The following is a 23,207-nucleotide window of genomic DNA, read 5'->3' as shown; positions in this document are numbered from 1 at the left end:
CTGCGTGCCGACACTCACCACCTTGCGTAAAGCAGTCCTTGCCAGCCTGTACGGCAGCGCCGCCCTGGCCGCCTTCAGCCCCGCCGCCATGGCGCAGAGCAACGACCCCGTGGCTACGGAAGGCCCCGTGCAAACGGTCAGCGTGGTCGGTTCGCGTCGTGTCGCCAGTTCCGCCACGGACACCATGGTGCCCGTCGACATCATCCCCATTTCCAAGGTGGCAGAGCAAGGCGGCCAGTTCGACCTGGCGCAATCGCTGCAATACATTTCGCCCTCGTTCAACTCCACGCGCCAGACGGGCGCCGATGGTGCCGACCTGATCGATTCGGCCGCCCTGCGCGGACTCGGCTCCGACCAGACCCTGGTGCTGGTGAACGGCAAGCGGCGCCACACGACGGCCCTCGTCAACCTGTTCGGCGCACGCAACCGCGGCAATACGGGTACGGACATGAATGCGATTCCCTTGCTGGCGATCAAGAACGTGCAAGTGCTGCGCGACGGCGCCGCCGCCCAGTACGGCTCGGACGCCATTGCCGGCGTGATCGACATCGAACTGAAGAAAAGCCTGGGCTGCGAAGCGGTGGCCGGCTACAGCCAGTATTCGGCAGGCGACGGCAAGAATTACCTGACCTCCGCCTACTGCGGCATCGCGCTGGGCGACAAGGGCACCCTTGCGATTACCGGCGAATACCTGGACCGGGGCCGCTCGAACCGGGCCGATTCCGACAGCATGCGCATCATCGGCGACACCAAGTCCAAGAACAAAACCCTGTACGTGAATGGCGACTACGCCACCAGCGGCACGGGCAAGCTGTACTTCACGGCGGGCGCGCAAACGCGCGACGCGTCCAGCGCCGCATTCGGCCGGGGCGGCATCGGCAGCGATGACATTCCATCGCGCAATTCGGCCGCCATGTATCCGGACGGCTTCGTACCCTTCATCAATGGCAAGATCGATGACCAGTACGCCACCATCGGCCACCGCAGCCAGATCGGCGAATGGCATGCGGACTTCTCGCAAACCTATGGCTACAACAAGATGCGCTATGACATCAGCCATACCCTGAACGCCTCCATCGCCAACCTCGACTTGATGAACGGCGGCAAGGGCGTCAGCGCCAGCAGCTATGACGCGGGCGGTTTCTCGTTCCAGCAGCTGACCAGCAATGCCGATTTCAGCCGCTATTACGATACGGTGATGCGCGGTATGAACGTGGCCTTCGGCGCCGAATACCGCAGCGAGGAATACAAGATCATGGCCGGCGAAGCAGGCTCCTACATCGACGCCGACGGCGTCGGCGTGGGCGGCAACGCGGGCAGCCAGGGCTTCCCCGGCTTCCAGCCAGGCGACGCCACCAAGGCCAAACGCCACAGCATCGCCGCGTATGGCGACGTGGAACTGGACTGGACGGAGCGCCTGAAAACCCAGGCCGCCCTGCGCTATGAAAAATTCAGCGATTTCGGCTCCACCGTCACGGGCAAGCTGGCCGCCAGCTATAAAGTGGCGCCGAACGTGCTGCTGCGCGGTTCGGCCAGCACGGGTTTCCGCGCGCCATCGCTGCAGCAAGTGTATTTCTCATCCACCTTCACCGACTTCATCGGCGGCGTACCCACCGACGTGGTGCTGGCGCCGAATGGCGGCGCCGTCGCCAACGCGGCCGGCATTCCCAAGCTGAAAGAAGAAAAATCCACCAGTTTTACTTTTGGCACTACCTGGACGCCGACGCAAGCCATCTCCGTCACGGCCGACCTGTACAACATCAAGATCAAGGACCGCATCGTGCTGTCGGGCCGCTTCAATGCCGACAACTATCCTGACCTGGCGGCGCGCCTGGCCACGCTCGGCGTGGGCGAAGCGCAATTTTTCGTCAACTCCATCGACACGCGCACGCGTGGCTTGGACCTGACGGCGTCGCACAAGGGCGAGCTGGCCGGCAACCGCCTGAACACCTTCCTGGCCTTGAACCTGAGCAAAACGGAAGTGACGAAAGTCAAGACGCCGGACTCGCTACAAGGCTATGAAGACGTGCTGCTGTCCGAGCGCGAACGCCTGTTCATCGAACAGGGCGGACCGCGCGCCAAAGCCACCGTCGGCTTCGACTACATCACGGGCAAGCTGGAATCGGACTTGCGCATCATCTATTTCGGCCCGCAAACCCTGGGCACCTTCAGCGGCACGGCCGAAGGCGTACCGAACGCCCGCTACAAGGCCAAGACGTCCGCCGACCTGAGCTTCACCTACAGCATCAGCAAGAACACCAAGCTGACCTTTGGCGGCAACAACATCTTCAACGTCAAGCCCACCACGCAAAACGCGGATGAAACGGATAACGGTTTCAAATACGACAGCGTGCAGTTCGGCCTGAATGGCGCCTCGTACTTTGGCCGGCTGTGGGTGAAATTCTGATCCTGCCTACGGCATGACAACAGCGGCTGCGCCAGTGCGGGCAGCCGCTGTTATTGTCAAGGCTCAGCGACCGAGCCGCGCAAGACGGTAGCGCATTTCACCGGCGATACCGGCATTGTCCGAGGCCGCGAACTCCCTGATAAGGTCGATGGCTTCCGGCGTGCCGATGCTGGCCAGCGCATGGCTGAACCATTTCGCAATGACCTCATCTTCAGAACACGTGTATTCGAGGAAATCAAAACCGCCTTCCAGCACGGCTCGAATGCAGGCCACGCTCGACGGGCTGGCCAGGTCTTGCATCTCGCGCGTGACTTCCTGGTGCACTGCGTGGCCAGGCATGAGCAGCAGATTGCCGAGCAGGTCAGCCTTGGCCTCCGGATGCGCGACCGTCCTGGCCATCGCGAGCAAGGTGTACTGGGCCTCCCAATCAGATTCGGCAATCGTGGCCGCCATCCCGTCAAGAATATGGCGCTGGATGGTGGCCGGTGTGACGCCTGCCAGTTGGTAAAGCCTGGGCACGTCATGCATGTGATCGTCCAGGAGCTGGCGCAGTTCTTTGTCCATACTAAAAATACCTGTCATTTATTCATTGCAATACCGGCGCCTGGCCGTGGCAGGTAATCGCTGTCAGCCCGCCAAAATTTCCTGCGCTTGCGCCGCCACGCCTTCCAGCCGTTCGCCGGCTGTCGGGCTACCGGCCATGCGTGCAAGTTCAGCGCCGAGCGCGGAGGCCAGTTCCGGCGACTGGCGCACGATGCCGGCCAGGATGAAATACTTCCACACATCGTCAGCGGTGGCGAAAATCGGCTTGACGTGGGGCGCAAGACGGGCGCCCTGCGCCGCCAGAAAGGGACGCAAGACAGCGGCAACGGGCCAGTTGCTGTCTTGCATCCATTCCAGCATTTGTGGCGCGACACATTCCACCTGTTCCCAGCCCAGCGCGACGAGCGCCGCGGCCGTATCGGTATCGTGTTTGTCACGCGGCAGCAGGGGCTGCAGGGCAGTCTTCATAGTGATGTGTCGGTTCCTGGCTGGCAAGCGCCACGCACCTGCCAACAACGCAATTTGATGTCAGCCCAACAGCAAGAACTGGTCAAGATCCGGGGTCAGACCCGGCGGGTCTGACCCCGGCTCCTTTCCGCTGGCTTGAACCCTTCTGCCAGCAGGCATCCTCCACAGCGTTTGCCTTTATTTAGCATTAGCCCGCCGCCAGCGCCGCGATTTCCTTCTGCATGTTCTCGATCGCCCGCTCGTTGTACTGGTTGGCAAAGTACGCATCGCCAAACAGCTGCCCTGCCTGCGCCTTGCCGCACAGGTGACGCAGGGCCAGGCCGCGCTGCTGATTGAAGCGCACGGCGTCCACATGCGCGTATTCACGGCCGATCGCTTGCGTGTAGGCCTGGTAGACTTCGTCATCCTGGCCCAGGATGGCCAGGTCGGCACTGAGCATGGCATCCTTCAGCGCGTGGCTGATGCCGGGTCCCTGGAAATGGTCGGTGGCGCGTATCAGCTGCGCCACATCAAGGTTGTCGCCCGCGTCGAGGCCGCTGGCCAGCCACAGCTGCGCACTCGCCTCTTCGCTGGAATACAGCGCGTCCTCGTCGTGGCTGTAGACGGCGTCGTGGAACCAGAACGCCTTTTTCACCAGCGCGCTGTCGCGCTTGGGCGCATAGGTATTGTCGGCCCACACGCGGATCTCGGACAGGCCATGCACCAGGTGGTCGAGGTTGTGATAGTGGCGGTCCGCGCCGCCATACGCCTGCGGCCCCGTCAGGTGCGCGAACCAGTGGTCAAACAGCGTGATGTCGGCTTCGGACGCGGTGGCGTAATTCCACAGCGCTTCCCACTCCTTGCGCAGGCAGTCGAGTATCCACGCCTGGTAGGCGGGGCCGGGAACGAATTTCTTCATGGTCCAGTTCCAGCCGACCGGTCCTTCCAGCGCCTTGACGAAGCTGGAGCTGACGGAGCCGAGGTCGCGCGGCGGCATGACGAAGATGGTCTTGGCGCCCTGCAGCACGTCCACATTGGTTTGCTGGATCAGGTTTTCATAGTCGAAATCAGCCGTCGTGCGGATGCCGCGGATCAGGTAGTCGCAGCCATGCTTTTTCGCCGCGCGCGCCGTGTAGTCGCCCTTGACGATGACCACCTGCACATTGTCCCAGCCGCACTCGCGCGCGCTCTGCTCGATGATGCGCTTGCGGTCCTCGGCGGGAAACTGCGGCTTCTTGGCGGGGTTTTGCGACAGGAAAACAATCACCTCGTCGGCGAGCGAACGCGCTTCGCCGATCACCCACATATGGCCGTTGGTGATGGGGTCGAGGGTGCCTGAAAAGCCGATCTTCTGCATGCTGCGCTCCGTTTGCTTGAATGCTTATTGCGCAGACAATATAGGCCAGCGGCGCGCGCGTCAATGCAACATGCCAAAGATTGTGATCAAAACATTATTTTTTCACGGCTTGCGGGAATTCCACGCGCACGCACAGGCCGCCCAGGCGCTCGGATTTGTCCAGCACCAGGCGCGCGCCATGGCGCTCGGCGATGGCCTTGATGATGGCCAGGCCCAGGCCGCTGCCGTTGGCGTCCGTGCCGGGCACGCGGTAGAAGCGGCTGAAGACGCGCTCGCGCTCCTCGGGCGGGATGCCGGGGCCGCTGTCTTCCACCGACAAGGTCACGCCGACAGGCGTGGCACGCAGGTCGATATCCACCGTGCCGCCCTGCGGCGTGTACTTGATGGCGTTGTCGACCAGGTTGCGCAGCATGATGTTGAGCGCGTCGGCCTGGCCGGCCACCTTGGCCGGGTCCATGTGATGCAGGCCCAGGTCGATCTTGCGTGCCTGCGCGATGCCGGCCATGTCGCCCAGCGCGCGCTTGACGACATCGTTCAAGTCCACCGCCTGCAGCTGGTCGCCGCTGGCGGCGCTGGCTTCCTGGCGCGCCAGCACCAGCAGCTGCTCGACCAGGCGCGTGGCCCGCTCGATGCCGGCGCTGACGCGACTGATTGCCAGGCTGCGCTTTTCTTCCGATTCGGCCCGCTCCAGGCTCAGCACCTGCAGTTTCAGCGCCGCCAGCGGCGTGCGCAGTTCATGCGCGGCGTCGGCGACGAAATGCTGCTGCGCGTCGAACGCCGTCTTGACGCGCCCGAACAGCAGGTTCAATTCATGCACCAGCGGCCGCACTTCGTCGGGCAGGCCCGCTTCCGAGACGGGCGACAAATCGTCCGCCTGGCGTGCCGCCACCTGCTTGCGCACGCGCGAGACGGGCGCCAGCGACCCGCTGACCACCCACCAGACCACCAGCATCAGGATAGGCGCCATCAGCGCGATCGGTCCCACCGTGCGCAGCGCCAGGCTGCCGGCCATGCGCTTGCGCACGGCCATGTCCTGGGCGATCTGCACGGTCTGGGAACTGGTTTGCACGGAAAAGATGCGGTAGGTGGTGCCGTTGGCTTTTACATTTGAAAAGCCCAGCACGGCGCGCTGCGGCAGTTCCGCGCGCGTGATCGAACGGAAGACCTGCACGCCGTCCGGCGTCCACACCTGCACCACCATGTCGTTGTTGACGGGATCGGCAGGCAAGGCTTGCGCATGGTTGGCCAGCGGCGCGCCGGAGCGCAGCGACAGGGCCATCTGCTGCATGTGATAGTCAAAAATCTGGTCGGCGTCGTACAGGGCGCTGCGGTAGGCGATCGAGGCTTGCGCCAGGGCCGCCATGATGATGGCCGCCAGCAAAAACCACAGCAGGCGGCCGCGCAGCGAGTGCGTCACCGTGACCTTCATCCTCATGCCTTGGGCACCATGTAGCCGAGGCCGCGCACGTTCTGGATCAGGTCGCTGCCCAGCTTCTTGCGCAAGCCATGGATATACACTTCCACCGCATTGCTGTTGACTTCATCCTTCCAGCTGTACAGCTTTTCTTCCAGCTGCGCGCGCGACAGCACGATGCCGGGACGCGCGATCAAGGCTTCCAGCACGGCCCATTCGCGCGCCGACAGGTTGACCGGATGGCCGTCGGCGATCACTTCGCGCGTCAGCGGATTGATGGACACGCCCTGGTGTTCGAAAATCGGTTCCGGCCGCCCCGAGGCGCGCCGCAGCAGGGCACGGATGCGCGCCAGCAGTTCGTCGAGGTCATACGGTTTCAGCACATAATCGTCGGCGCCCGCGTCCAGGCCGGCGATGCGCTGCTCGACGGCGTCGCGCGCCGTGGCCACCAGCACCGGCGTGTCGAGTTTGCGCAAGCGCATCGAGCGCAGCACGTCAAGGCCATCCTTGCGCGGCAAACCCAGATCCAGCAGCACCAGGTCGTAGGTCTGCGTCTGCAGGGCCGTATCGGCCATGTCGCCGTCCTTGACCCAGTCCACCGCGTAATGCTCGGCGCGCAGCAGATCGAGCACCACCTCGCCGATCATCGTATCGTCTTCTACCAGCAATAGCCGCATGGCTGCTCCTTGTTCTATTTTTCACCCCAAAGGCGAAAAACCGGGGTCGCCCCCTGAGGGTTCGACCCCAGCATCTGGCCTTGGGTTTGCTTCTTCATTAACCCAAACGCACGGGAATGAAAATCTTGTCCGGTCCCCGCTGGATCAGCAAGGCCACCGACTTGGCGGATTTTTCCACCACGTCGCGCACTTGCTCGACGGTGTTGACGGGACGGCCGTTCACCGACAATAACACGTCGCCCGGCTGCACTCCGGCATTCGCCGCCGCGCCGCCCGCGTCTTCCACCAGCAGGCCGGCACTGATGCCCGCCTCGCGTTTTTCATCCGATTGTAACGGACGCAGGGCCAGTCCCAGTTTTACCTTGCCGGCGGCGCCATCGCTTTTCGCCACTTCGGCCACCTTGTCGGCGGCATTGCCCAAGGTTGCCGACAGGCTGACGATCTTGCCATCACGCCAGACATCCATGCTGATTTTATCGCCAGGCAAGGAAGTGCCCACCAGCGCCGGCAAGTCGGCCGAGGCGATGATGCGCTGGCCATTCACCTTGCGCACCACGTCGCCGGACTTCAGGCCCGCCTTGTCGGCCGGGCTGCCCCGTTCGACGTTGGCCACCAGCGCACCTTCCGGCGTGGCCAGCTTGAACGAGTCGGCAAAGCCCTGGTTGACTTCCTGCACCGTCACGCCCAGCTTGGCGTGGCTGGCCTTGCCCGTGGCCACGATCTGGTCCTTGATACGGCCGGCCAGATCGATCGGGATGGCAAACGACAGGCCCTGGAAGCCGCCCGTCTGGCTGTAGATCTGCGAATTGATGCCCACCACTTCGCCGCGCGTGTTGAACAGCGGGCCGCCCGAGTTGCCTGGGTTCACCGCCACATCCGTCTGGATGAACGGCACATTGCTGTCGTCCGGCAGGGAACGGCCCTTGGCGCTGACGACGCCGGCCGTCACGGTGCTGTCGAAGCCATACGGCGAACCGATGGCCAGCACCCACTCGCCCACTTTCAGGTCGCTCGAATGGCCGAGCGGCACGATGGGCAGGTTGTTGGCGTCGATCTTCAAGACGGCGATATCGGTCTTCGGATCGGTGCCCAGCACTTTGGCGCGGAATTCGCGGCGGTCGTTCAGCTTGACGGTCACTTCACGCGCATCGCGCACCACGTGGGCGTTGGTCATGATGATGCCGTCGGGGCTGACGATGAAGCCGGAGCCGAGGCCGTGCGTAGGCACGTCGCGGCCGCCGCGCTGCCCGCCTTGCGGACCCTGGAAGCGGCGGAAGAATTCGAAGAAGGGATCGTTGCCGAAGTCATCGTTGCCAGCCTGGGCCGATGGGTCGTAGGCCACCTTGGTGCTGCCCGTGACGCTGATGTTGACGACGGCCGGGCTGTTGCGCGCGGCGATCTGACTGAAGTCGGGCAAGGCCACCAGTGGCGCGGCGGCGACAGGCGCCACGGCGGCAGGCACGGGCGCGGCGGCGGCCGCTGCCGCATTCGCACCGGCATTGTTTTGATGCACCACCATGGCGCCACCGGCGCCCAGCACACCGATCGCGGCCAGCGCGGCTACGGTGCGTTTGATTTTCAACGATGTGGTATTGGCTTGCTGTTCCATGAATTGCTCCTCATTGAATGAGATTTTGATGTATGCAATAGTGGGCCACGAGTCTTAGGCTGTGCTTAACATTTTTCCATTTGGAAACAGGCATTTGCGCCTTTAAGCATGGCTTAATCTTGCGCGCGCCGCCTCTGTGGCGTCGCCAGGAAAGTGACGCAAGGCGGCGTGCTGGCGTAGGTGCAGACGCAACACTGGCCGGATAAACCGGCCAGTATTTTACTGCATGGGGAGGGCGGGAACCCTCCCGCTGGTGCCAGCGCGTGGCGCTGGCTGAGGATAAGCTCAGATCAGATCAGATCAGATCAGGCTGCCTGGCGCTGTTCCAGTGCGCTGACCGTATTGCCGGCACCGCTTTCGATCTCGATCTTGCGCGGTTTCAGCGCTTCGGGCACTTCACGCACCAGGTCGATGGTCAGCATGCCGTTTTCAAACGTGGCGCCCGTGACCTTCACATGGTTGGCCAGCTGGAAGCGCTGTTCGAAATCGCGGGCTGCGATGCCACGGTGCAGGAAGGTGCGTTCAACGCCATCTTTCTGCTTGCGGCCGGTGATGTGCAGCGAGTCGCGTTCGGTGATGATATCGATCTCTTCACGCGAGAAGCCGGCCAATGCCATCACAATGCGGTATTTATCGTCCGACACCAGTTCGATGTTGTATGGTGGATAGCTGGGCTGTGCATCGGCGCGCTGTTCGTTGAGCAGCTGTGCCAGGCGGTCAAAGCCAATGGCGGAACGATACAGAGGAGCAAGGTCAAAATTACGCATGATGATTATCCTTTCAGTTAAGCGATAAGTATCGCGGACCTCACCATGAGCATCCGCTTGCTACCAATCTAAGGACGATGCACCCGCCTTCAAGGCCTTGAAATCGGCGAAAAACGCCCCAGTCGGCGCCAAATTTGTAAGAAATTTTTACAGAATGCTAGACTCGGCCTTTACTCTTCCCGCCGCCTCGCCCCATGCCCTACGTCCGTTCCCTGCTGAGCTTTTCTTTCTCGCTGTTCGTTTCCATTGGCGCCCAGGCTGCCTCGCCCGGCACAGCGCCCATCGTGCTGCATGTCGATGCCAGCAATGTGGCGCAGCAACTGTTCAGCATCCGTGAAAGCATTCCCGCCGCGCCCGGAAAGCTGACCCTGCTGTACCCGCAATGGGTACCCGGCAACCACGGCCCCAGCGGCCCGCTGAACCAGCTGGCCGGCTTGCGCCTGTCCGCCAATGGCCAGCCGCTGGAGTGGCAGCGCGACAGCGTCAACATGTTCGCCTTCCACGTGGACGTGCCGGCCGGCGCCACTGCCGTGGAGGCGCAATACCAGTTCCTTTCGCCCGTGGACACCAGCCAGGGCCGCATCACCATGACGAACGCCATGCTGGGCGTGCAATGGCATGCGATGACCATGTATCCGGCCGGACGACCCGCGCGCGACATCATGGTGCAGCCATCGCTGACCCTGCCTGCCGGCTGGGAATTTGCCAGCGCCCTGGAAGTGCGTGCGCGGACGGCCACGCCGGCCAGCCAGCAAGTCGATTTCGAAGCGCTGGACCTCGACACCCTGGTCGACTCGCCCGTCTTTGCCGGGCGCCATTTCGAGCGCATCGACCTCGACCCGGGCGCCAGGGTCCGCGTGCACCTGAACGTGATGGCCGACAGCGCCGACAGCCTGGATGCTTCGCCGCAGCAGATCGAGAAACACCGCGCGATGATGCAGCAAGCCTACAAATTGTTCGGCGCGCGCCACTTCCGACACTATGATTTCCTGCTGGCCTTGAGCGACGAGTTCGGCGGCATCGGGCGCGAGCACATGCAGTCGAGCGAAAACGGCGTCAAGCCCGGCTATTTCAGCGAGTGGGACAGGAACGAGGCAGGCCGCGTGCTGCTGCCGCACGAGCTGACGCATTCGTGGAATGGCAAGTTCCGCCGCCCCGCCGGCCAGGACACGCCGGACTTCAACACGCCGCTGCAAAACAGCCTGCTGTGGGTCTACGAAGGCCAGACGCAGTACTGGGGCAATGTGCTGGCGGCCCGCTCCGGCCTGGTGGCCACGGCCAATATGCGCGACCTGTTCGCCTCGACGGCGGCCCATTACGACGTGATGCCGGGACGCAGCTGGCGCGCCATGCAGGATACGACCAACGATCCCATCATCAACGGCCGGCGCCCCATCGGCTGGAGCAGCTGGCAGCGCGACGAGGATTACTACATGGAAGGCGCGCTGATCTGGCTCGACGTCGATACCACCATCCGCGCACTGTCCGGCGAGCGCCGCTCGCTCGATGACTTCGCGCGCGCCTTCTTCGGCGTGCAGGACGGCAGCACCACGCCGCTGCCCTACACCTTCGAGGATGTGGTGGCCGCCCTGAACGCCGTGCAGCCGCACGACTGGGCAACATTCCTGCGCACGCGCCTCGACGGCCACGGCCCCGGTGCGCCGCTCGACGGCCTGGCGCGCGCCGGCTGGAAACTGGTCTACCGCGACACCCCCACGCCCTTCCTGAAAGCCAATGAGGAACGCAGCAAGAGCACGGACCTGACGTACTCGCTGGGCTTGAGCATCGACAAGGATGGCAAGCTGGGCAAGGTGCTGTGGGACGGCCCCGCCTTCAAGGCTGGCTTGTCCGGCAACACCACCTTGCTGGCAGTGAATGGCACGGCCTACACGCCCAAGCTGCTGAAAACGGCGATCCAGGCGGCCAGGGCCAGCCCGCAGCCGATCAACTTGCTGGTGCGCAAGGGCAAGCAATTCCAGACGGTGGCGCTCGACTACCACGGCGGCCTGAAGTATCCGCAGCTGGAGCGCATCGCCGGCACGCGCGACCGATTGTCGGCCATCCTGCAGCCGCGCTGAGACAGGCATATCAAGGGCAATTTTGCGCCGCGCGCCCTATGCGGGGCCGGCTTTTGGTGTATGCTGCCAGCATGAACAATGATACCGACATCCAGCTCAGCGGCCCCTTCAAGGCCACCGACGGCTCCGGCCGTGCCCACGACATCAAGGCCATCCGCATCTTCGACGAAGGCTACGGCATCATCGACGTGTACGTTGATTTCGCCGCCCCGCTCGAAGCGGGCGCCTACAAGGACAAGACCTTGGTCGGCCACATCCTGGCCCGCCTGCGCGGCCTCGGCTACGTCGGTCCCGACTTCGGCCATGGCGACCTGGGCCTGCAAGACAAGAAACTGATCGTCCTGGAAGCGCCGGAAGAGTTTTCGGCCTTTGCGGCGAGCAAGGGCTGGAAGGATCTTTCGGCCGAGTTCGACGAAGACTGAGCGCCAGAAAAAATCCCATGGCGTTGTTGCCGTGCCTCGTCGTACATTCGTACTGCCTTCGGCAAGGCGCCTAGCCATGGGCATTTTTCAAGCACTCAGTTTATTCGACCAGATCGACACCATCCGCGCCGCGCCAGCTTCTGCTGCCGCGGCGTTTTTGATGGGTAAGCGCTTAGCTGATATAACGCGCGCTCCAGGCGGCGATGACGTTGGCCACATAGGCCGCGTCATCGCGGCCCGTCAGCAGATGGTCGGCGTCGTCGAGCGAAACGAAACTTTTCGGGTGCTTGGCGGCCGTAAAGATATCCATCGCGTTCGACAGGCTCACCGTCGTGTCGTTGGGCGCGTGCATCACCAGCAGGGCGCGGCGCAGGCCGGCGATGTGCTCTTTTAAGCTGTGGCTGGCCGCGTCGTCGACGAATTGCTGGCGGATGCGGAAGGGCCGCCCTTCCAGCTGCACCAGCGCTTCGCCTTCGGCGGCGATTTGCTCCAGGTGCCCGCTGAACATGCGCGTCACATAGGCCGGCGTGCTGGGCGCGGCCAGGGTGGCGATGGCGGTGGCCTCCGGCACGTGCGACGCGGCCGCCAGCACGGCGGCGCCGCCCAGGCTATGGCCGATCAGCAATTGTGGCGCAGAATGTCTGGCGCGCAAGTAGTCGGCGGCGGCGACCAGGTCGGCCACGTTCGACGTGAAATTGGTGGCGGCAAATTCGCCTTCGCTGGCGCCCAGTCCCGTGAAGTCAAAGCGCAGCACGGCGATGCCGTGTTGCGTCAAGCCTTGAGCGATGCGCCGCGCGGCCAGCACGTCCTTGCCGCAGGTAAAGCAGTGGGCGAACAGCGCGTAGGCGCGGATGGCGCCGTCGGGTGCATCGAGGCGCGCCGCCAGCACATGGCCATGCGCGCCGGGAAAGTCTTGCCGGGTGGATTTCATACAGGATCAGGTCTCAAGCTGCCGCACAGGGCGGCCAAAGGCGTATTCTAGCGCCGTCCGGCCACCGCCGCAGGCAGGCCGATATCAGTCACGCCGGGGGATGTCGACACCCTTGATGACGGCTGGCCGGGCCAGGAAGGCATCGAGCACGCGCTGCACGTTGGGGAAGTTGGCAAAGCCGACCAGTTCGCCCGCGCCATAGAAGCCCACCAGGCAGCGCACCCACGGGAAGATGGCGATGTCGGCAATCGTGTACTGCTCGCCCATGATCCAGTCACGGCCCTGCAGGCGCTGCTCCAGCACGCCCAGCAAGCGCTTCGCTTCGCCCAGATAGCGTTCCAGCGGCCGCTTGTCCTCGTAGTCCTTGCCGGCGAATTTATGGAAGAAGCCCACCTGGCCAAACATGGGGCCGATACCGCCCATCTGGAACATCAGCCACTGGATGGTTTCATAGCGCAGGGCCGCATCCTGCGGGATAAATTTGCCCGTCTTCTCGGCCAGGTACAGCAGGATGGCGCCCGACTCGAACAGGGCCAGCGGCTGGCCGCCGGGACCGTCCGGGTCGAGGATGGCGGGGATCTTGTTGTTCGGATTCAGGGACAGGAACTCGGGCGATGTCTGGTCGTTGCGCTCGAAGCTGACCAGGTGCGGCTCGTACGCCAGGCCCGTTTCTTCCAGCAGGATGGAAACCTTGATGCCATTCGGCGTGGGCAGCGAATACAGCTGCAGGCGTTCAGGATGCCGGGCAGGCCATTTCTGGGTGATGGGGAAATCGGAAAGCTGTGACATGGAAATCCTTTCAGGTGAACGGCGCTGCGCCGGGATACCGCGCGCGGAACGATGCCGGCAAGTATAGCCAAGCCTCGGCGCTTCTGCTGGGCAGCTCTGAAACTGGCCGGCCCCGGCGTGCCTGTCCCAACGTGCCTGTCCCAACTTGCCTGCGCCAGGCAGCTTGTGCCGGCCCGCTTGTGCCGGCTTGCCACGGCCGGCCCTCAGCCAAACAAGCCATGCAGGAACCAGCGCGGCGCCGCGTCTTCGCCGCTGCCGGCGATGCGTTCGCGGTAGACCCAGTAATGGGCGTGGTCGAGCCCTTCGGCAATAAAATAATCACGCGCCTGCGACTGGCCCCACCAGCCCGCCTCGATGCGCTCGGCAACAGACACCATTTTCAAGGGGGAGCCATAGAAGGGCCGGTGCTCGCGCATCAGCAGGGCCACCGGCTGCGCCAGCAGCCAGCCGGGACGGGGCATGCCGGGCAAGCCGGGCGGCAAGTCCGGCGCCGCGCTTTTTCCTGCCGGCCTGGTGGGCAGCGGCAGCCACTGGTTGGCCGCCTCGGGACGGTAATCGGCGCGCGGCGCCGCCTGCAAGACATTCTCGCTGCCCAGGCGCGCCACCAGCAATTCCATCAAACGCTGGCGCTCCTGCGGCGTGCCGCCCGGTTCGGGAAACAGGCTGTCGCTGGGCGGCGCCATCGGCTGCACTTGCAGCGCTTCCAGGCTCAGGCCGATCACGGGCGCGTCCAGCACCAGCTGCGCCAGGCGCTCCTTGAGCAGGCGCACCAGGTGCTCGTCGCGCCAGACGGCCTCGCCCAGCGCCAGGTCGATGACGGTGGGCGGACGCGCCACCCGGCCCCGCCCGTGGGCCAGCAGCAGCTGGATGCGCTCGACGGCGAATTGCCGCGCGCACAGCCAGCCCGTCATTTGCTGCAGCAGGCGGCGCGCGCCAAACAGCAGCGCGTCGGCGTGTTCCACGCGGTCGAACAATTCCAGGCTGGCGCGGAACGTGGGCGGCGCTTCGAGCCAGACGAACAGTTCCGTGCTGTGGCCATGCGCATCGTCGAGCATGTCCAGCAGGGCCGCGCCGCAGCGGCGCTGCAAGCCGGGCCGGGGCAAGTGGCGCAGCTGCCCCAGGGTGCGGCAGCCGATACCCTCGAACCAGTCCAGGTAGGGGCGCGCGGGCGGCAGCAGGGCGCACGGCAAAGCGTCGAGGCGGCGCGCCAGGCTGTCCATGCCGAGTACCCGGCCCCGGCGCGTAGGAGCGCGCGCCAGCAGCCAGGCGCCGCGCGCCGTGGGGGCGCACGACAACGCGCCCGTGTAGCCGAGCGCACGCAAGCTGGCCGCGATGCTGCGGCACAGGGCGCGCACGCCACCGAACAGGCGCAGGCTGGCACCTGCGTCCACCAGCAGGGTCGCTTCCTCGCCCTGCGCCACCAGTGGCGAATATTGCAGCAGCGCCAGCGCCACCGCCTGCAGCGCTTGCGCTTCCAGCTCGGGCGAGCGTTCGTGCAGGCGCGCCTGCGGCGCCAGCATCAGGGCGCCGGCACGCCGCATGCCCGGCTTGATGCCGGCCTCCCGCGCCAGCGGCGACAGGGCCATCACTTGCTCCTGCTCCAGTACCACGCCCAGCTGGTCAGCCGACCAGCGCGGGCAAAACACTTCGAGCGGGAGCCGGGGCAGGCACAGGCCGATCCAGAGTCGCATGGCGTCGCAGTAAAGAAGGAGGTTGCAGGGGCAGGAACAACGGCGCATCGCGCTGCGGTCCCCGGCGCTTGATGAAGCCGATCTCGATGCCGCCGGCGGCCGGGCGCACGGACAGGCGCAAAGGCGCCGGCGAGGCATCCTGCGCGCCGTGCAAGGGACGCAGCATGCAGAACAGGGTATTGCCGCCTTGTGCCGCCAGGTGCAGGCGGCGCAGGCTGTCGGCGCGCACTTGCGATTGCCAGAACAGCAAGGCGCCGCAACTGCCGCTGCGCAAGATATTTTCCGCCGCCCACAAGGCATCCTTGCTGCTGGCGCTTTTAAGCCACAGCAGTTGCGACGGCGCCAGCCCTTGCGCGGCCAGGGCCAGCGCCTGCGGCGGATGGGGCGGCTGCAACAGCACGATGGACTGTCCCGTCAATTGCGCCAGCGCGGGCGCCAGCAGGCGCAATTCGCCGCTGCCCGGCTGCTGCACCAGTAAATCGATCAGGCTGCCACTGGGCCAGCCGCCGCCAGGCAACTGTGCCGACAGCGTGGCAAAGCCCGTGTCCAGGCAGCGCGTGGCGCCCTGCCCCAGCTGCGATGCGCGCCATAAAGACGGGTGCAAGGCTTCCGGCGACGCCATCAATTGGGAATGTTGCATGATTGAATAGAGAGATGAATACTGTATGCATATACAGTACTATCCAGACCCGCTTTTGGCAAGGCTTATCTGTATATCATCTGCCCGGGGGCCGTTCCGGCATGTCCGAAAAACCCCGTTTCCGGCATCGATTGCTGTACCATAAGCACTCTCCTTACCGCTCGGCAATGTACCGGGCGGCTTTCTCCGTCCATAAGGAAACGCATTTGACCACCATCCAAATCATCAGCGCCATCGTCTTCGGCCTTGCGCTCATCCACACCTTCGCCGCCAAGTCTTTTGAAACATTGTCGCGGCGCCACCCCCGCCATGCGGGCCTGCTGCATTTGCTGGGCGAAGTGGAAGTCGTGTTCGGCTTCTGGGCTTTCATTTTGATCATCATCATGGCCTTCGTCTCGGGCGGCGATGCGGCCATCGAGTATGCCGAGTCGCGCCAGTACACGGAACCGCTGTTCGTCTTTGTCGTCATGGTGGTGGCCGCCTCGCGCCCCGTGCTCGACGCCGTGCAGCGCCTGCTCAAAGGCGTGGCGCGCGTGATGCCGCTGCGCACGGAACTGGCGCTCGTCTGGCTGGGCCTGGCACTCGTGCCCCTGACGGGCTCATTGATCACGGAACCGGCCGCCATGACCCTGGCCGCGCTGATGCTGGCGCCGCAAATCTTCCGCCCGGGCATTCCTGAATGGCTGAAATACGGCGCCCTGGGCGTGCTGTTCGTCAACGTTTCCATCGGCGGCACCCTGACCTCGTATGCGGCGCCGCCCGTGCTGATGGTGGCCACCACCTGGAACTGGGACAGCGCCTACATGGCCAGCCACTTCGGCTGGAAGGCCGCCATCGCCGTGCTGGTCAACGCCACGGGCGTGAGCATATTGCTGCGCAAATATCTGCACAGCAATACCTCCGACATCAAGCCAAAGGCCGGTGAAGTCGAAGCGCCGAAAGTGCCGCTGGCCGTCAGCCTCGTGCACATGATCGTGCTGGCCGGCGTGGTGACACTGGCGCACCACCCCGTGCTGTTCATCGGCCTGTTCCTGTTCTTCCTCGGTTTCGTGCAGGCGTACGAGCGCTATCAAAGCCCGCTGATCCTGAAGGAAGGCTTGCTCGTCGGCTTCTTCCTGGGCGGCCTGGTGGTGCTGGGCGGCATGCAGCAATGGTGGTTGCAGCCCATCGTCTCCAGCCTGAAGCCGCTGGCCCTGTTCTTCGGCGCCCTGGGCCTGACGGCCATCACCGACAATGCGGCGCTGACTTACCTGGGCTCGCTGATCGTCGGCATGACGGACGAAGCAAAATACATGCTGATGGCTGGCGCCGTGGCCGGTGGCGGCCTGACCGTCATCGCCAATGCGCCGAACCCTGCCGGCGTGTCCCTGCTGCGCCGCGGCTTCAAGGATGAATCGATCGGCGCCATCGGCCTGCTGGCGGGCGCCCTGCTGCCCACCGCCGTGGCGGGCCTGGCCTTCCTGGCCCTGTAAACCGCATCGCGGGGCGGCTGCGGCCGCCCCTGCCCCCTCATTTTCCTTCCTCAGTTACCCTCCTCAGTTCCCGTCATGGACGAGGAAATGCAGGCGGTCATAGAACAGGCTGTAGGCATAGTCGAAGGTGCCGACGCTGCGAAAGCCCTTGTGCAGATACACCTGCAAGGCTTCGCTCTTTTCCCACACCGTCAGACTGATGCGCCCACAGCCCTTGCGGCTGGCCAGGTCGCGGATTTCATTGAACATCTGCTTGAACAAGCCCTGCCCCCGGTACTTGTCATCGATGGCCAGGCTGCTGACGAAGCAGTCGCCGGCACGCGCGTGCTGCAGCACGAACTGGTCATACGCCTCGTCGAGCGCCTTCATGTCATCGCGGTAATAGGAGACGGCGCCGCAAGCCTGGAACTCGTCCATGGTGGCGGCCGTGAAGAAGCCGATGAAGCGCCCGTCCTCGTCGTGCAAGCCATGGATATGCGCCAGATACGGGTCGATATTCTGCCGCCGCTGCAATTCCACGAATTGCAGATTGAGTTTATTGCCGAAGGAGCAGTATTCAAGATAGCTGGTGGCGAACAGCAGCTTGGCCATGCGGTTCTTTGCCTCCTCGTCCAGCAGGCTGCCGGGCACCAGCCTGAGCGGCGCATGCGACAGCAGGTCCGCCTGGCCCTCTTCCTCGGGCACGGCAGCGCTGGCGGCCGGCAGGCGGCGGGCATGGCGGCCCACGGTGGGGCGCCAGAAGGCGCCATCAGCAATATGCCGCGAGCGGTGCGCCAGCAGGTAGCGGCAAAAGATGCTGTTGACCCTGTCCAGCTGCGGGTCGTCCGACAGCACCGAGTAATAATGGAAATGTTCGATGTCCGAGCGCAGCTGGGCCGCGTAAGCCATGCGCGGCACTTCCTCGATATCGAACACGTCGACGATATTGACCAGGTTCAAAGGGTCGTCCAGTTGCCAGTCGATATCGTCCAAGGTGGCAATGCAGCGTACATACGCGCGCCGCTCTTCCACGCTGAGGGGCAGGTGCACCTCGGTGATGATATCGTCGAGCAGGCGCATGCCGCGGATGCCGCCCACCACCGCTTCCCGGGTACCGTCGTACAGCACGCAATAGCGCTGGTAGAACTCGGCATGGCTGAGCATGGTGCGTCCCAGGTGCTGTTTCCACTCGGCATAGAACTGGCCGAACAGGCGCGCCTCGAATTGCGGGCAGGAACGGGGCACCTCGCCGGCGATGCCCGCATAGGCGCGGTTCACATTACGCTGGATCAAGCGCAGCGCGCCATCATTTTTGCGGGCGATCAGCACGCCCGTTTCATCGAGAAACAGATTCATCCAGCTGACATGCTGCCGGCCTGCGCCATCGCCCTCCTGCTTCTGCTTCTGCTGGAAATAATCGGGCACTTCCGGCTTCATGAGGAAAATCGTCGCCGGGTTATGCGGAATCGTATCGACATCCATATAGATGCCGCCGTACTCGCACACGATGAGGATGCGGAAATAATCGGACAGGGTGGCGAAATAGCGCTGTGCATGCAGGGTGTCGAGGATGCCGAAGCGCTGCGGCGCGAAATCCAGCGCCAGCGCGCGCAGCGAGTTGATGTGCAGGGTCGTGCCGCCGATCGCATAGCGGCCTATCGTGTAGCGCCCCGCGCCGCCCGTCGGGCTGAAGCGCGGATCGCTGCGCAGCTGGGCCGCATCCCACACCCACAGGATGGAAACATACGGCGCGCCGCCGTGATCGCGCACCTCGTCAAGCGCCGCGCCCCACTGCTGAATCGCTTCGGCAGCGATGGCCGGCAGCGGGCCGCCCATCCAGATGCGGTGCAAATAGCGCTCGTCGTCGCCCAGCGCGCGCGTGGGGATGGCGCTCAGCGAAGAACAGCTGGCCGCATTGAAATGCGTAAAGTTGGCGGCGATGAAGGCGCGCAGGGAGGCGATGCCAGCCTCGTGCTCTTCGGCCAGCGCCGTACGGCCGGAGCCGGGATCGCCGTGGCGGGCATCTGCCAGCTTGATGAAATCGAGTTTGAGCTTGTTGATGCGAAACTCATATTCCAGGTTAAAAATCGTTACTTGATCATGTTTTGAGGCCAGGTCATCTATTTTCATGAACGCACCATCTTCCACAGGAGAGTGTAGGTAAACTTCGTATGAGGGAATTCCACGTCAACAACACGCGCATCGTTGCGCCATCAATGCCGGGCCAGCCGCACCTCGCTTTCCCCACGTCCCGCCATGCCGCGCGTAAACAGCAGCAGGCAGGCAACGATGATCAGAATCACCGGCATGTTCAGCAGCGCATACGTTTCCAGCGCATAGCCGAAACGCTGGCACAGCAGGTTGTACAGCTGCAGCCAGGCCGACAGATAAATGCAGTACAGCAAGCTCATGGCGGCCGTCGTCAAGGTCATCGCCTCCTTGCTGGCGGTAATGGCGCTGCGGATCAGGGCGCCATTGAACAGGCCGAAACCGAGGGAATAAATGAACATGCAGGCGGCAAACACGTCGACGTGATGGCGGAACACGCCCGCACCCAGCATGCCGGCCGCCGCGATCAGCCCGCCCAGGCGCAGCAAACAGACCAAAGGGAAATCCTGGCGCAGGCGCTGGATGGCGATACTGCTGAGCACAAAGCCCGACAGGATCACGCATTGCAGGGCGATATAGGTGGCATACGACGCGCGCATTTCCTGCAGCACGAAGATGGGGGAAAAGCCGATCCAGGCCGTCAGGGGCACGGTGGCCAGCCCGGCCGTAAACATGCCGAACATGAAGCGCCCATTGCTGAAAATGGCCGCATAGCTGCGCACGATGGCGGCCAGGTCCAGCCGCGCCACGGCCGGCGGGGTGCGCGGCATGCTGTTGAACAGGCCCAGCAATGACAGCAGCGCCAGCAAGCCCGAGAGGACAAATACATAGCGCCAGTCCAGCTGGCTGATGATGGCGCTGCCAAGGATGGGGCCGGCCAGGGGCGCCAGGATGGTGGTGCTGGAGAGGATGCTGCTCAGCTTGACGGCCGTCATGTCGTCGAACAGCTCATGGATCATGGCATAGCCGACAAACACGAAGCAGCAGCCCATGCCCTGCACGAAGCGCGCCAGCAGGAATTGTTCGATCGACGCGGTCAATGGCACGGCCAGGGTGGCCAGCAGGAACAAGGTATTGCCCGCCAGGACGAGCTTGCGCTTGCCGACATGCTCGGCCAGCGGCCCGAGGAAAATCTGCAGGGAGCTGCCGCCCAGCAAGTACAGGCTGAGGGACAGGGGAATGAATTTTTTGTCCGCCTGGAACTCGTCGACGATACTCAGCATCGCCGGCATGATCATGTCATTCGATAAATAGATATTCAGCTCGAAGACGAGAAAAAAGGCAAAAAACCACAGCAGTTGCTTCGACTTGATGGACATGGCGCGTTCCGTGACGTGGGTGGCTGCCGCCAGTGCCGGCCGCCTGCCGGCGCATGGCAGGACAAGCACTCTCTGGCACTGAAAACATATACCAATTGTATACCACTTGCCATTTTTTACGCCTTTTTTAATTGTTTTCAAATACCGCAGCAATACCAATTCCGCAAAAATGCACGATGTGGACGCATACCAAAAACAAGCGAAAAAAGGGGAAGGCGGCCAAATACCGCGCGTGCGCGAAAGCGCGGCGGCAGGGCTGGTGCTGCCAGCAGGAAAGGAAACGTGCGTACCAATGCCGGCCACGCCGGCACGCAGCGCCGGCTTACCGGAGGTTTAGCGGTGGCTTAGCGGCGGCGCTGGCCGGCGAAGAAATCAAGCAGCAGCTTGCTGGCGTCGGGCTTGGCCTTGTCGTTGAAGGGCAGGCTGGCGTCGCCGCCGCTCCAGGCGTGTTCCAGGCGCTCGATCTGCGCCACGCGCAGCAGCAGCTGTTTGCCGACCTGGTAGTCATGCAGGGCATACGCATGCGCGGGATTACGCCCGCCTGCCGCACTGGCCGGCAGCCGCCGCACCGTCACCACGGTATCAAACGGCAGACGGTTCACGCGCACGCTCTGGCGTACCAGCTGCGTTTGATTGACGGGCCGTACCACCTTGTCATCCTGCCCTTGCAGCAGCATCGTCGGCAGGCGGGGAAACGCGGGCTGGCGCGCCAGGACTTCATCGATGGCCGCGTCCATGCGGCCGCTGGCGCCGTGCTGCATCACGTGCAGCGCGCCGATCAAATTATGCCCGGCGCCGAACACGGGGCCGGAATGCAGACCCAGCGCGGCGAACAGGTGGGGATGGTTCAGCGCCACGATATGCGCCATGCCGGCGCCGGCGGAAATGCCGCAGATATAGATGCGCGCGCGGTCGATCGCGTGGCGGGACACCACCTGCTCGATGGCGCCGACGATCAGGCGCGCATCGCCGCCGCCCTCCTGGGTCGGCTTGTCGTACCACTTCCAGCAGCGGCGCGCGTGCGAGCGCAGCGACTGCTGCGGATACAGCACCGCATAACCCTTGCGCTCGGCCAGACGGTTCATGCGCGTGCCCTCGGCAAACTGCGTGGCACTCTGCTCGCAGCCATGCAGCATCACCAGCAGCGGGCGGCCACGGCTGCGCATGGCCACGTTGGGCGGCTTGTCGGGCAGATACAGGAAATACGGCAGGCGCCGACCCGGCAACTGCCCCAGCTCCGGCAGGGGCGCATAGTGGGCCGCCAGCCATTTCCCGGGCGCCGGCGCCGCTTTCTTGCGCACGCGGGACGGCGACAGAGGCGTGGCAAAGGGTGCCAGGGCCGGCACCGCGGAGCGCGTCACCACCTCGCTGGCTGGCCTGGCACGCGGCTTGGCGCTGGCCTTGACAGCGCTGACGGCCTTGCTGCGGGGCTTGGACTTGGATGCAGGCTTGGCCTTGGCTGCCGGCTTGGCCTTGGCTGCCGGCTTGGCCTTGGCGGGCATGGGACCGAACAGCACCTTGGCCAGCTTGGTGGCCGTGCGCTGCTGCGCCTTTCCAGCACGTAACAGCCCGCGCAGCCACGTGGTCGCGGGCTTTACCATGGGCCAGCGTCCACGCTGGGTTGTGGAGCATACCGCCAGTTCATTCCTGTGCATCGTCGCGTGATCAGCATGTGCGGCTCCTCCGGTGAACGCATAGAGTACCGCAATTGGCTTGCGGCACCGTACGTTTGCACGCTTATAAAAGTGCCGCTGGCACCATTGAGGCAGATCAAACACGGCCTCGGGCACATGCTTAATCTGTGAACTCGATCCGCACCACTTTTACAGGAGAAACCACCATGAGCTATCTGGACCGCGACATCTTGGGCATGTACCGCAACAACAGGGACAACGATGGCCCGGGGCCGGAATTGATGGGAGCCGACACCCTGATCGGCGACGATGTCTACAATCACAGCGACGAGGAACTGGGCGACATCAAGGAAATCATGCTCGACATGCGCTCGGGCCAGATCGCCTATGCCGTGCTGTCGTTTGGCGGCGTGTTGGGCATGGGAGAAAAACTGTTTGCCGTACCCTGGGAACGCCTGACCCTCGATACCATCAACAAGCGCTTCCTGCTCGACGTCGACAAGGAACAGCTGAAGAACGCCCCCGGCTTTGACAAGGATAACTGGCCCGACATGGCCAGCGAGGCCTGGAATGAGCAAATGAACCAGTTCTACGGCACCACCTCGCGCTACGGCATGGGCGGTGGCGCGGGCATGGGAGGCAGCCGCTCCCAGTCCGGCAGCGACCTGCGCGGCGGCGCCAGCCTGCAATCGGGCAGCGAAGGCAGCATGTCGGGCACATCCATGAGCGGCAGCCGCGCCGGCATGGGCAGCAGCCAGGGCGGCGACCTCGGCGACCTCGGCTCACGCTCCTCGCTCAGCGATGACGACGACCTGAACAAGCGCACATGAGGGAGCGGCAGACGAAGGCCGCACGAGGCAAGACAGCGTAAGTCGGCGTAAGTCGGCGTAGGTCGGCGTAGGTCGGATTAGCGGCGCAGCCG

At 64.0% G+C, this 23,207-nt stretch carries 20 protein-coding genes; 6 read left to right on the top strand and 14 right to left on the bottom strand.

All coding sequences use genetic code 11. The features are described from left to right. Positions 1-4 precede the first annotated feature (4 nt). Complete coding sequence (locus ACQ4WR_RS16770; protein ID WP_436488575.1) at positions 5-2,407, top strand: TonB-dependent receptor plug domain-containing protein; 2,403 nt, start codon at positions 5-7, stop codon at positions 2,405-2,407. Positions 2,408-2,470: 63 nt separating this feature from the next. Here the strand turns inward: ACQ4WR_RS16770 and ACQ4WR_RS16765 are convergent, their stop codons facing one another. From ACQ4WR_RS16765 to ACQ4WR_RS16735, 7 genes are all read right to left on the bottom strand, one after another. Beyond that, positions 2,471-2,971 (bottom strand): hypothetical protein, encoded by a 501-nt coding sequence (locus ACQ4WR_RS16765; RefSeq protein WP_436488573.1) that lies wholly within the window; start codon positions 2,969-2,971, stop codon positions 2,471-2,473. A gap of 63 nt (positions 2,972-3,034) precedes the next feature. Further along, on the bottom strand, positions 3,035-3,418 hold the full coding sequence (locus tag ACQ4WR_RS16760) for a DUF5071 domain-containing protein (protein ID WP_436488572.1): 384 nt from the start codon (positions 3,416-3,418) through the stop codon (positions 3,035-3,037). 187 nt (positions 3,419-3,605) lie between these two features. Continuing rightward, positions 3,606-4,754, bottom strand: coding sequence for a pantetheine-phosphate adenylyltransferase (coaD, locus tag ACQ4WR_RS16755; protein WP_436488570.1), 1,149 nt, complete (start codon positions 4,752-4,754; stop codon positions 3,606-3,608). 94 nt (positions 4,755-4,848) lie between these two features. After that, on the bottom strand, positions 4,849-6,183 hold the full coding sequence (locus ACQ4WR_RS16750; protein WP_102296183.1) for an ATP-binding protein: 1,335 nt from the start codon (positions 6,181-6,183) through the stop codon (positions 4,849-4,851). A 2-nt stretch (positions 6,184-6,185) separates the two neighbouring features. Beyond that, positions 6,186-6,845 carry a response regulator gene (locus ACQ4WR_RS16745; protein ID WP_071322464.1) on the bottom strand — a complete coding sequence of 220 codons (660 nt, stop codon included), beginning with the start codon at positions 6,843-6,845 and terminating at the stop codon, positions 6,186-6,188. 97 nt (positions 6,846-6,942) lie between these two features. Then, entirely contained in the window at positions 6,943-8,454 is a 1,512-nt protein-coding gene (locus tag ACQ4WR_RS16740) for a Do family serine endopeptidase (RefSeq protein WP_436488568.1), read from the bottom strand. Between the two features lie 305 nt (positions 8,455-8,759). Then, positions 8,760-9,221 carry an Hsp20 family protein gene (locus ACQ4WR_RS16735; RefSeq protein WP_436488566.1) on the bottom strand — a complete coding sequence of 154 codons (462 nt, stop codon included), beginning with the start codon at positions 9,219-9,221 and terminating at the stop codon, positions 8,760-8,762. Positions 9,222-9,415: 194 nt separating this feature from the next. On the opposite strand from ACQ4WR_RS16735, the gene ACQ4WR_RS16730 reads away from it, so the two are divergent. Next, entirely contained in the window at positions 9,416-11,299 is a 1,884-nt protein-coding gene (locus ACQ4WR_RS16730) for a M61 family metallopeptidase (RefSeq protein WP_436488564.1), read from the top strand. Between the two features lie 71 nt (positions 11,300-11,370). Next, positions 11,371-11,721, top strand: a complete 351-nt coding sequence (locus ACQ4WR_RS16725; RefSeq protein WP_436488562.1) for a hypothetical protein — start codon at positions 11,371-11,373, stop codon at positions 11,719-11,721. 172 nt (positions 11,722-11,893) lie between these two features. Here the strand turns inward: ACQ4WR_RS16725 and ACQ4WR_RS16720 are convergent, their stop codons facing one another. From ACQ4WR_RS16720 to imuA, 4 genes are all read right to left on the bottom strand, one after another. Beyond that, a complete protein-coding gene (locus ACQ4WR_RS16720) occupies positions 11,894-12,652 on the bottom strand; it encodes an alpha/beta hydrolase family protein (RefSeq protein WP_436488561.1) in 759 nt (252 codons plus the stop codon). 84 nt (positions 12,653-12,736) lie between these two features. Further along, the gene (locus ACQ4WR_RS16715) at positions 12,737-13,441 is read right to left on the bottom strand and encodes a glutathione binding-like protein (RefSeq protein ID WP_436488559.1); all 705 of its coding nucleotides are present in this window, start codon (positions 13,439-13,441) and stop codon (positions 12,737-12,739) included. A 203-nt stretch (positions 13,442-13,644) separates the two neighbouring features. Further along, entirely contained in the window at positions 13,645-15,132 is a 1,488-nt protein-coding gene (locus ACQ4WR_RS16710) for a Y-family DNA polymerase (protein WP_436488557.1), read from the bottom strand. Beyond that, the gene (gene imuA, locus ACQ4WR_RS16705; RefSeq protein WP_102296524.1) at positions 15,062-15,772 is read right to left on the bottom strand and encodes a translesion DNA synthesis-associated protein ImuA; all 711 of its coding nucleotides are present in this window, start codon (positions 15,770-15,772) and stop codon (positions 15,062-15,064) included. The genes ACQ4WR_RS16710 and imuA overlap by 71 nt, the downstream gene beginning before the upstream one ends. A gap of 206 nt (positions 15,773-15,978) precedes the next feature. On the opposite strand from imuA, the gene ACQ4WR_RS16700 reads away from it, so the two are divergent. Next, positions 15,979-17,244 carry a putative Na+/H+ antiporter gene (locus ACQ4WR_RS16700; protein WP_436488555.1) on the top strand — a complete coding sequence of 422 codons (1,266 nt, stop codon included), beginning with the start codon at positions 15,979-15,981 and terminating at the stop codon, positions 17,242-17,244. Positions 17,245-17,307: 63 nt separating this feature from the next. Here ACQ4WR_RS16700 and ACQ4WR_RS16695 read toward each other — a convergent pair whose 3' ends face one another. Continuing rightward, positions 17,308-19,353 (bottom strand): GNAT family N-acetyltransferase, encoded by a 2,046-nt coding sequence (locus tag ACQ4WR_RS16695; protein ID WP_436488553.1) that lies wholly within the window; start codon positions 19,351-19,353, stop codon positions 17,308-17,310. A gap of 83 nt (positions 19,354-19,436) precedes the next feature. After that, positions 19,437-20,651 (bottom strand): MFS transporter, encoded by a 1,215-nt coding sequence (locus ACQ4WR_RS16690; RefSeq protein ID WP_436488551.1) that lies wholly within the window; start codon positions 20,649-20,651, stop codon positions 19,437-19,439. 106 nt (positions 20,652-20,757) lie between these two features. On the opposite strand from ACQ4WR_RS16690, the gene ACQ4WR_RS16685 reads away from it, so the two are divergent. After that, entirely contained in the window at positions 20,758-20,988 is a 231-nt protein-coding gene (locus tag ACQ4WR_RS16685; protein WP_436488549.1) for a hypothetical protein, read from the top strand. 7 nt (positions 20,989-20,995) lie between these two features. Here the strand turns inward: ACQ4WR_RS16685 and ACQ4WR_RS16680 are convergent, their stop codons facing one another. Beyond that, positions 20,996-22,252, bottom strand: a complete 1,257-nt coding sequence (locus ACQ4WR_RS16680; protein ID WP_436488547.1) for an extracellular catalytic domain type 1 short-chain-length polyhydroxyalkanoate depolymerase — start codon at positions 22,250-22,252, stop codon at positions 20,996-20,998. Positions 22,253-22,491: 239 nt separating this feature from the next. Here ACQ4WR_RS16680 and ACQ4WR_RS16675 point away from each other — a divergent pair, with 239 nt between their 5' ends. Beyond that, the gene (locus ACQ4WR_RS16675) at positions 22,492-23,115 is read left to right on the top strand and encodes a PRC-barrel domain-containing protein (protein ID WP_436488545.1); all 624 of its coding nucleotides are present in this window, start codon (positions 22,492-22,494) and stop codon (positions 23,113-23,115) included. Positions 23,116-23,207 lie beyond the last annotated feature (92 nt).

The sequence above is a fragment of the Janthinobacterium amylolyticum genome (assembly GCF_051380655.1).
In the GTDB taxonomy this organism is placed as follows: Bacteria; Pseudomonadota; Gammaproteobacteria; order Burkholderiales; family Burkholderiaceae_D; genus Janthinobacterium.
This window is presented reverse-complemented; position numbering and strand designations above follow the sequence as displayed.

Bases quoted from the DNA above. Each gene is read 5' to 3' on its own strand.
- ACQ4WR_RS16765 (WP_436488573.1), bottom strand. From the start codon at position 2,971: ATGGACAAAGAACTGCGCCAGCTCCTGGACGATCACATGCATGACGTG.
- ACQ4WR_RS16695 (WP_436488553.1), bottom strand. From the start codon at position 19,353: ATGAAAATAGATGACCTGGCCTCAAAACATGATCAAGTAACGATTTTT.
- coaD (WP_436488570.1), bottom strand. From the start codon at position 4,754: ATGCAGAAGATCGGCTTTTCAGGCACCCTCGACCCCATCACCAACGGC.
- ACQ4WR_RS16675 (WP_436488545.1), top strand. From the start codon at position 22,492: ATGAGCTATCTGGACCGCGACATCTTGGGCATGTACCGCAACAACAGG.
- imuA (WP_102296524.1), bottom strand. From the start codon at position 15,772: ATGCAACATTCCCAATTGATGGCGTCGCCGGAAGCCTTGCACCCGTCT.
- ACQ4WR_RS16760 (WP_436488572.1), bottom strand. From the start codon at position 3,418: ATGAAGACTGCCCTGCAGCCCCTGCTGCCGCGTGACAAACACGATACC.
- ACQ4WR_RS16710 (WP_436488557.1), bottom strand. From the start codon at position 15,132: ATGCGACTCTGGATCGGCCTGTGCCTGCCCCGGCTCCCGCTCGAAGTG.
- ACQ4WR_RS16720 (WP_436488561.1), bottom strand. From the start codon at position 12,652: ATGAAATCCACCCGGCAAGACTTTCCCGGCGCGCATGGCCATGTGCTG.
- ACQ4WR_RS16745 (WP_071322464.1), bottom strand. From the start codon at position 6,845: ATGCGGCTATTGCTGGTAGAAGACGATACGATGATCGGCGAGGTGGTG.
- ACQ4WR_RS16725 (WP_436488562.1), top strand. From the start codon at position 11,371: ATGAACAATGATACCGACATCCAGCTCAGCGGCCCCTTCAAGGCCACC.
- ACQ4WR_RS16750 (WP_102296183.1), bottom strand. From the start codon at position 6,183: ATGAAGGTCACGGTGACGCACTCGCTGCGCGGCCGCCTGCTGTGGTTT.
- ACQ4WR_RS16730 (WP_436488564.1), top strand. From the start codon at position 9,416: ATGCCCTACGTCCGTTCCCTGCTGAGCTTTTCTTTCTCGCTGTTCGTT.
- ACQ4WR_RS16740 (WP_436488568.1), bottom strand. From the start codon at position 8,454: ATGGAACAGCAAGCCAATACCACATCGTTGAAAATCAAACGCACCGTA.
- ACQ4WR_RS16735 (WP_436488566.1), bottom strand. From the start codon at position 9,221: ATGCGTAATTTTGACCTTGCTCCTCTGTATCGTTCCGCCATTGGCTTT.
- ACQ4WR_RS16680 (WP_436488547.1), bottom strand. From the start codon at position 22,252: ATGGTAAAGCCCGCGACCACGTGGCTGCGCGGGCTGTTACGTGCTGGA.
- ACQ4WR_RS16715 (WP_436488559.1), bottom strand. From the start codon at position 13,441: ATGTCACAGCTTTCCGATTTCCCCATCACCCAGAAATGGCCTGCCCGG.
- ACQ4WR_RS16690 (WP_436488551.1), bottom strand. From the start codon at position 20,651: ATGTCCATCAAGTCGAAGCAACTGCTGTGGTTTTTTGCCTTTTTTCTC.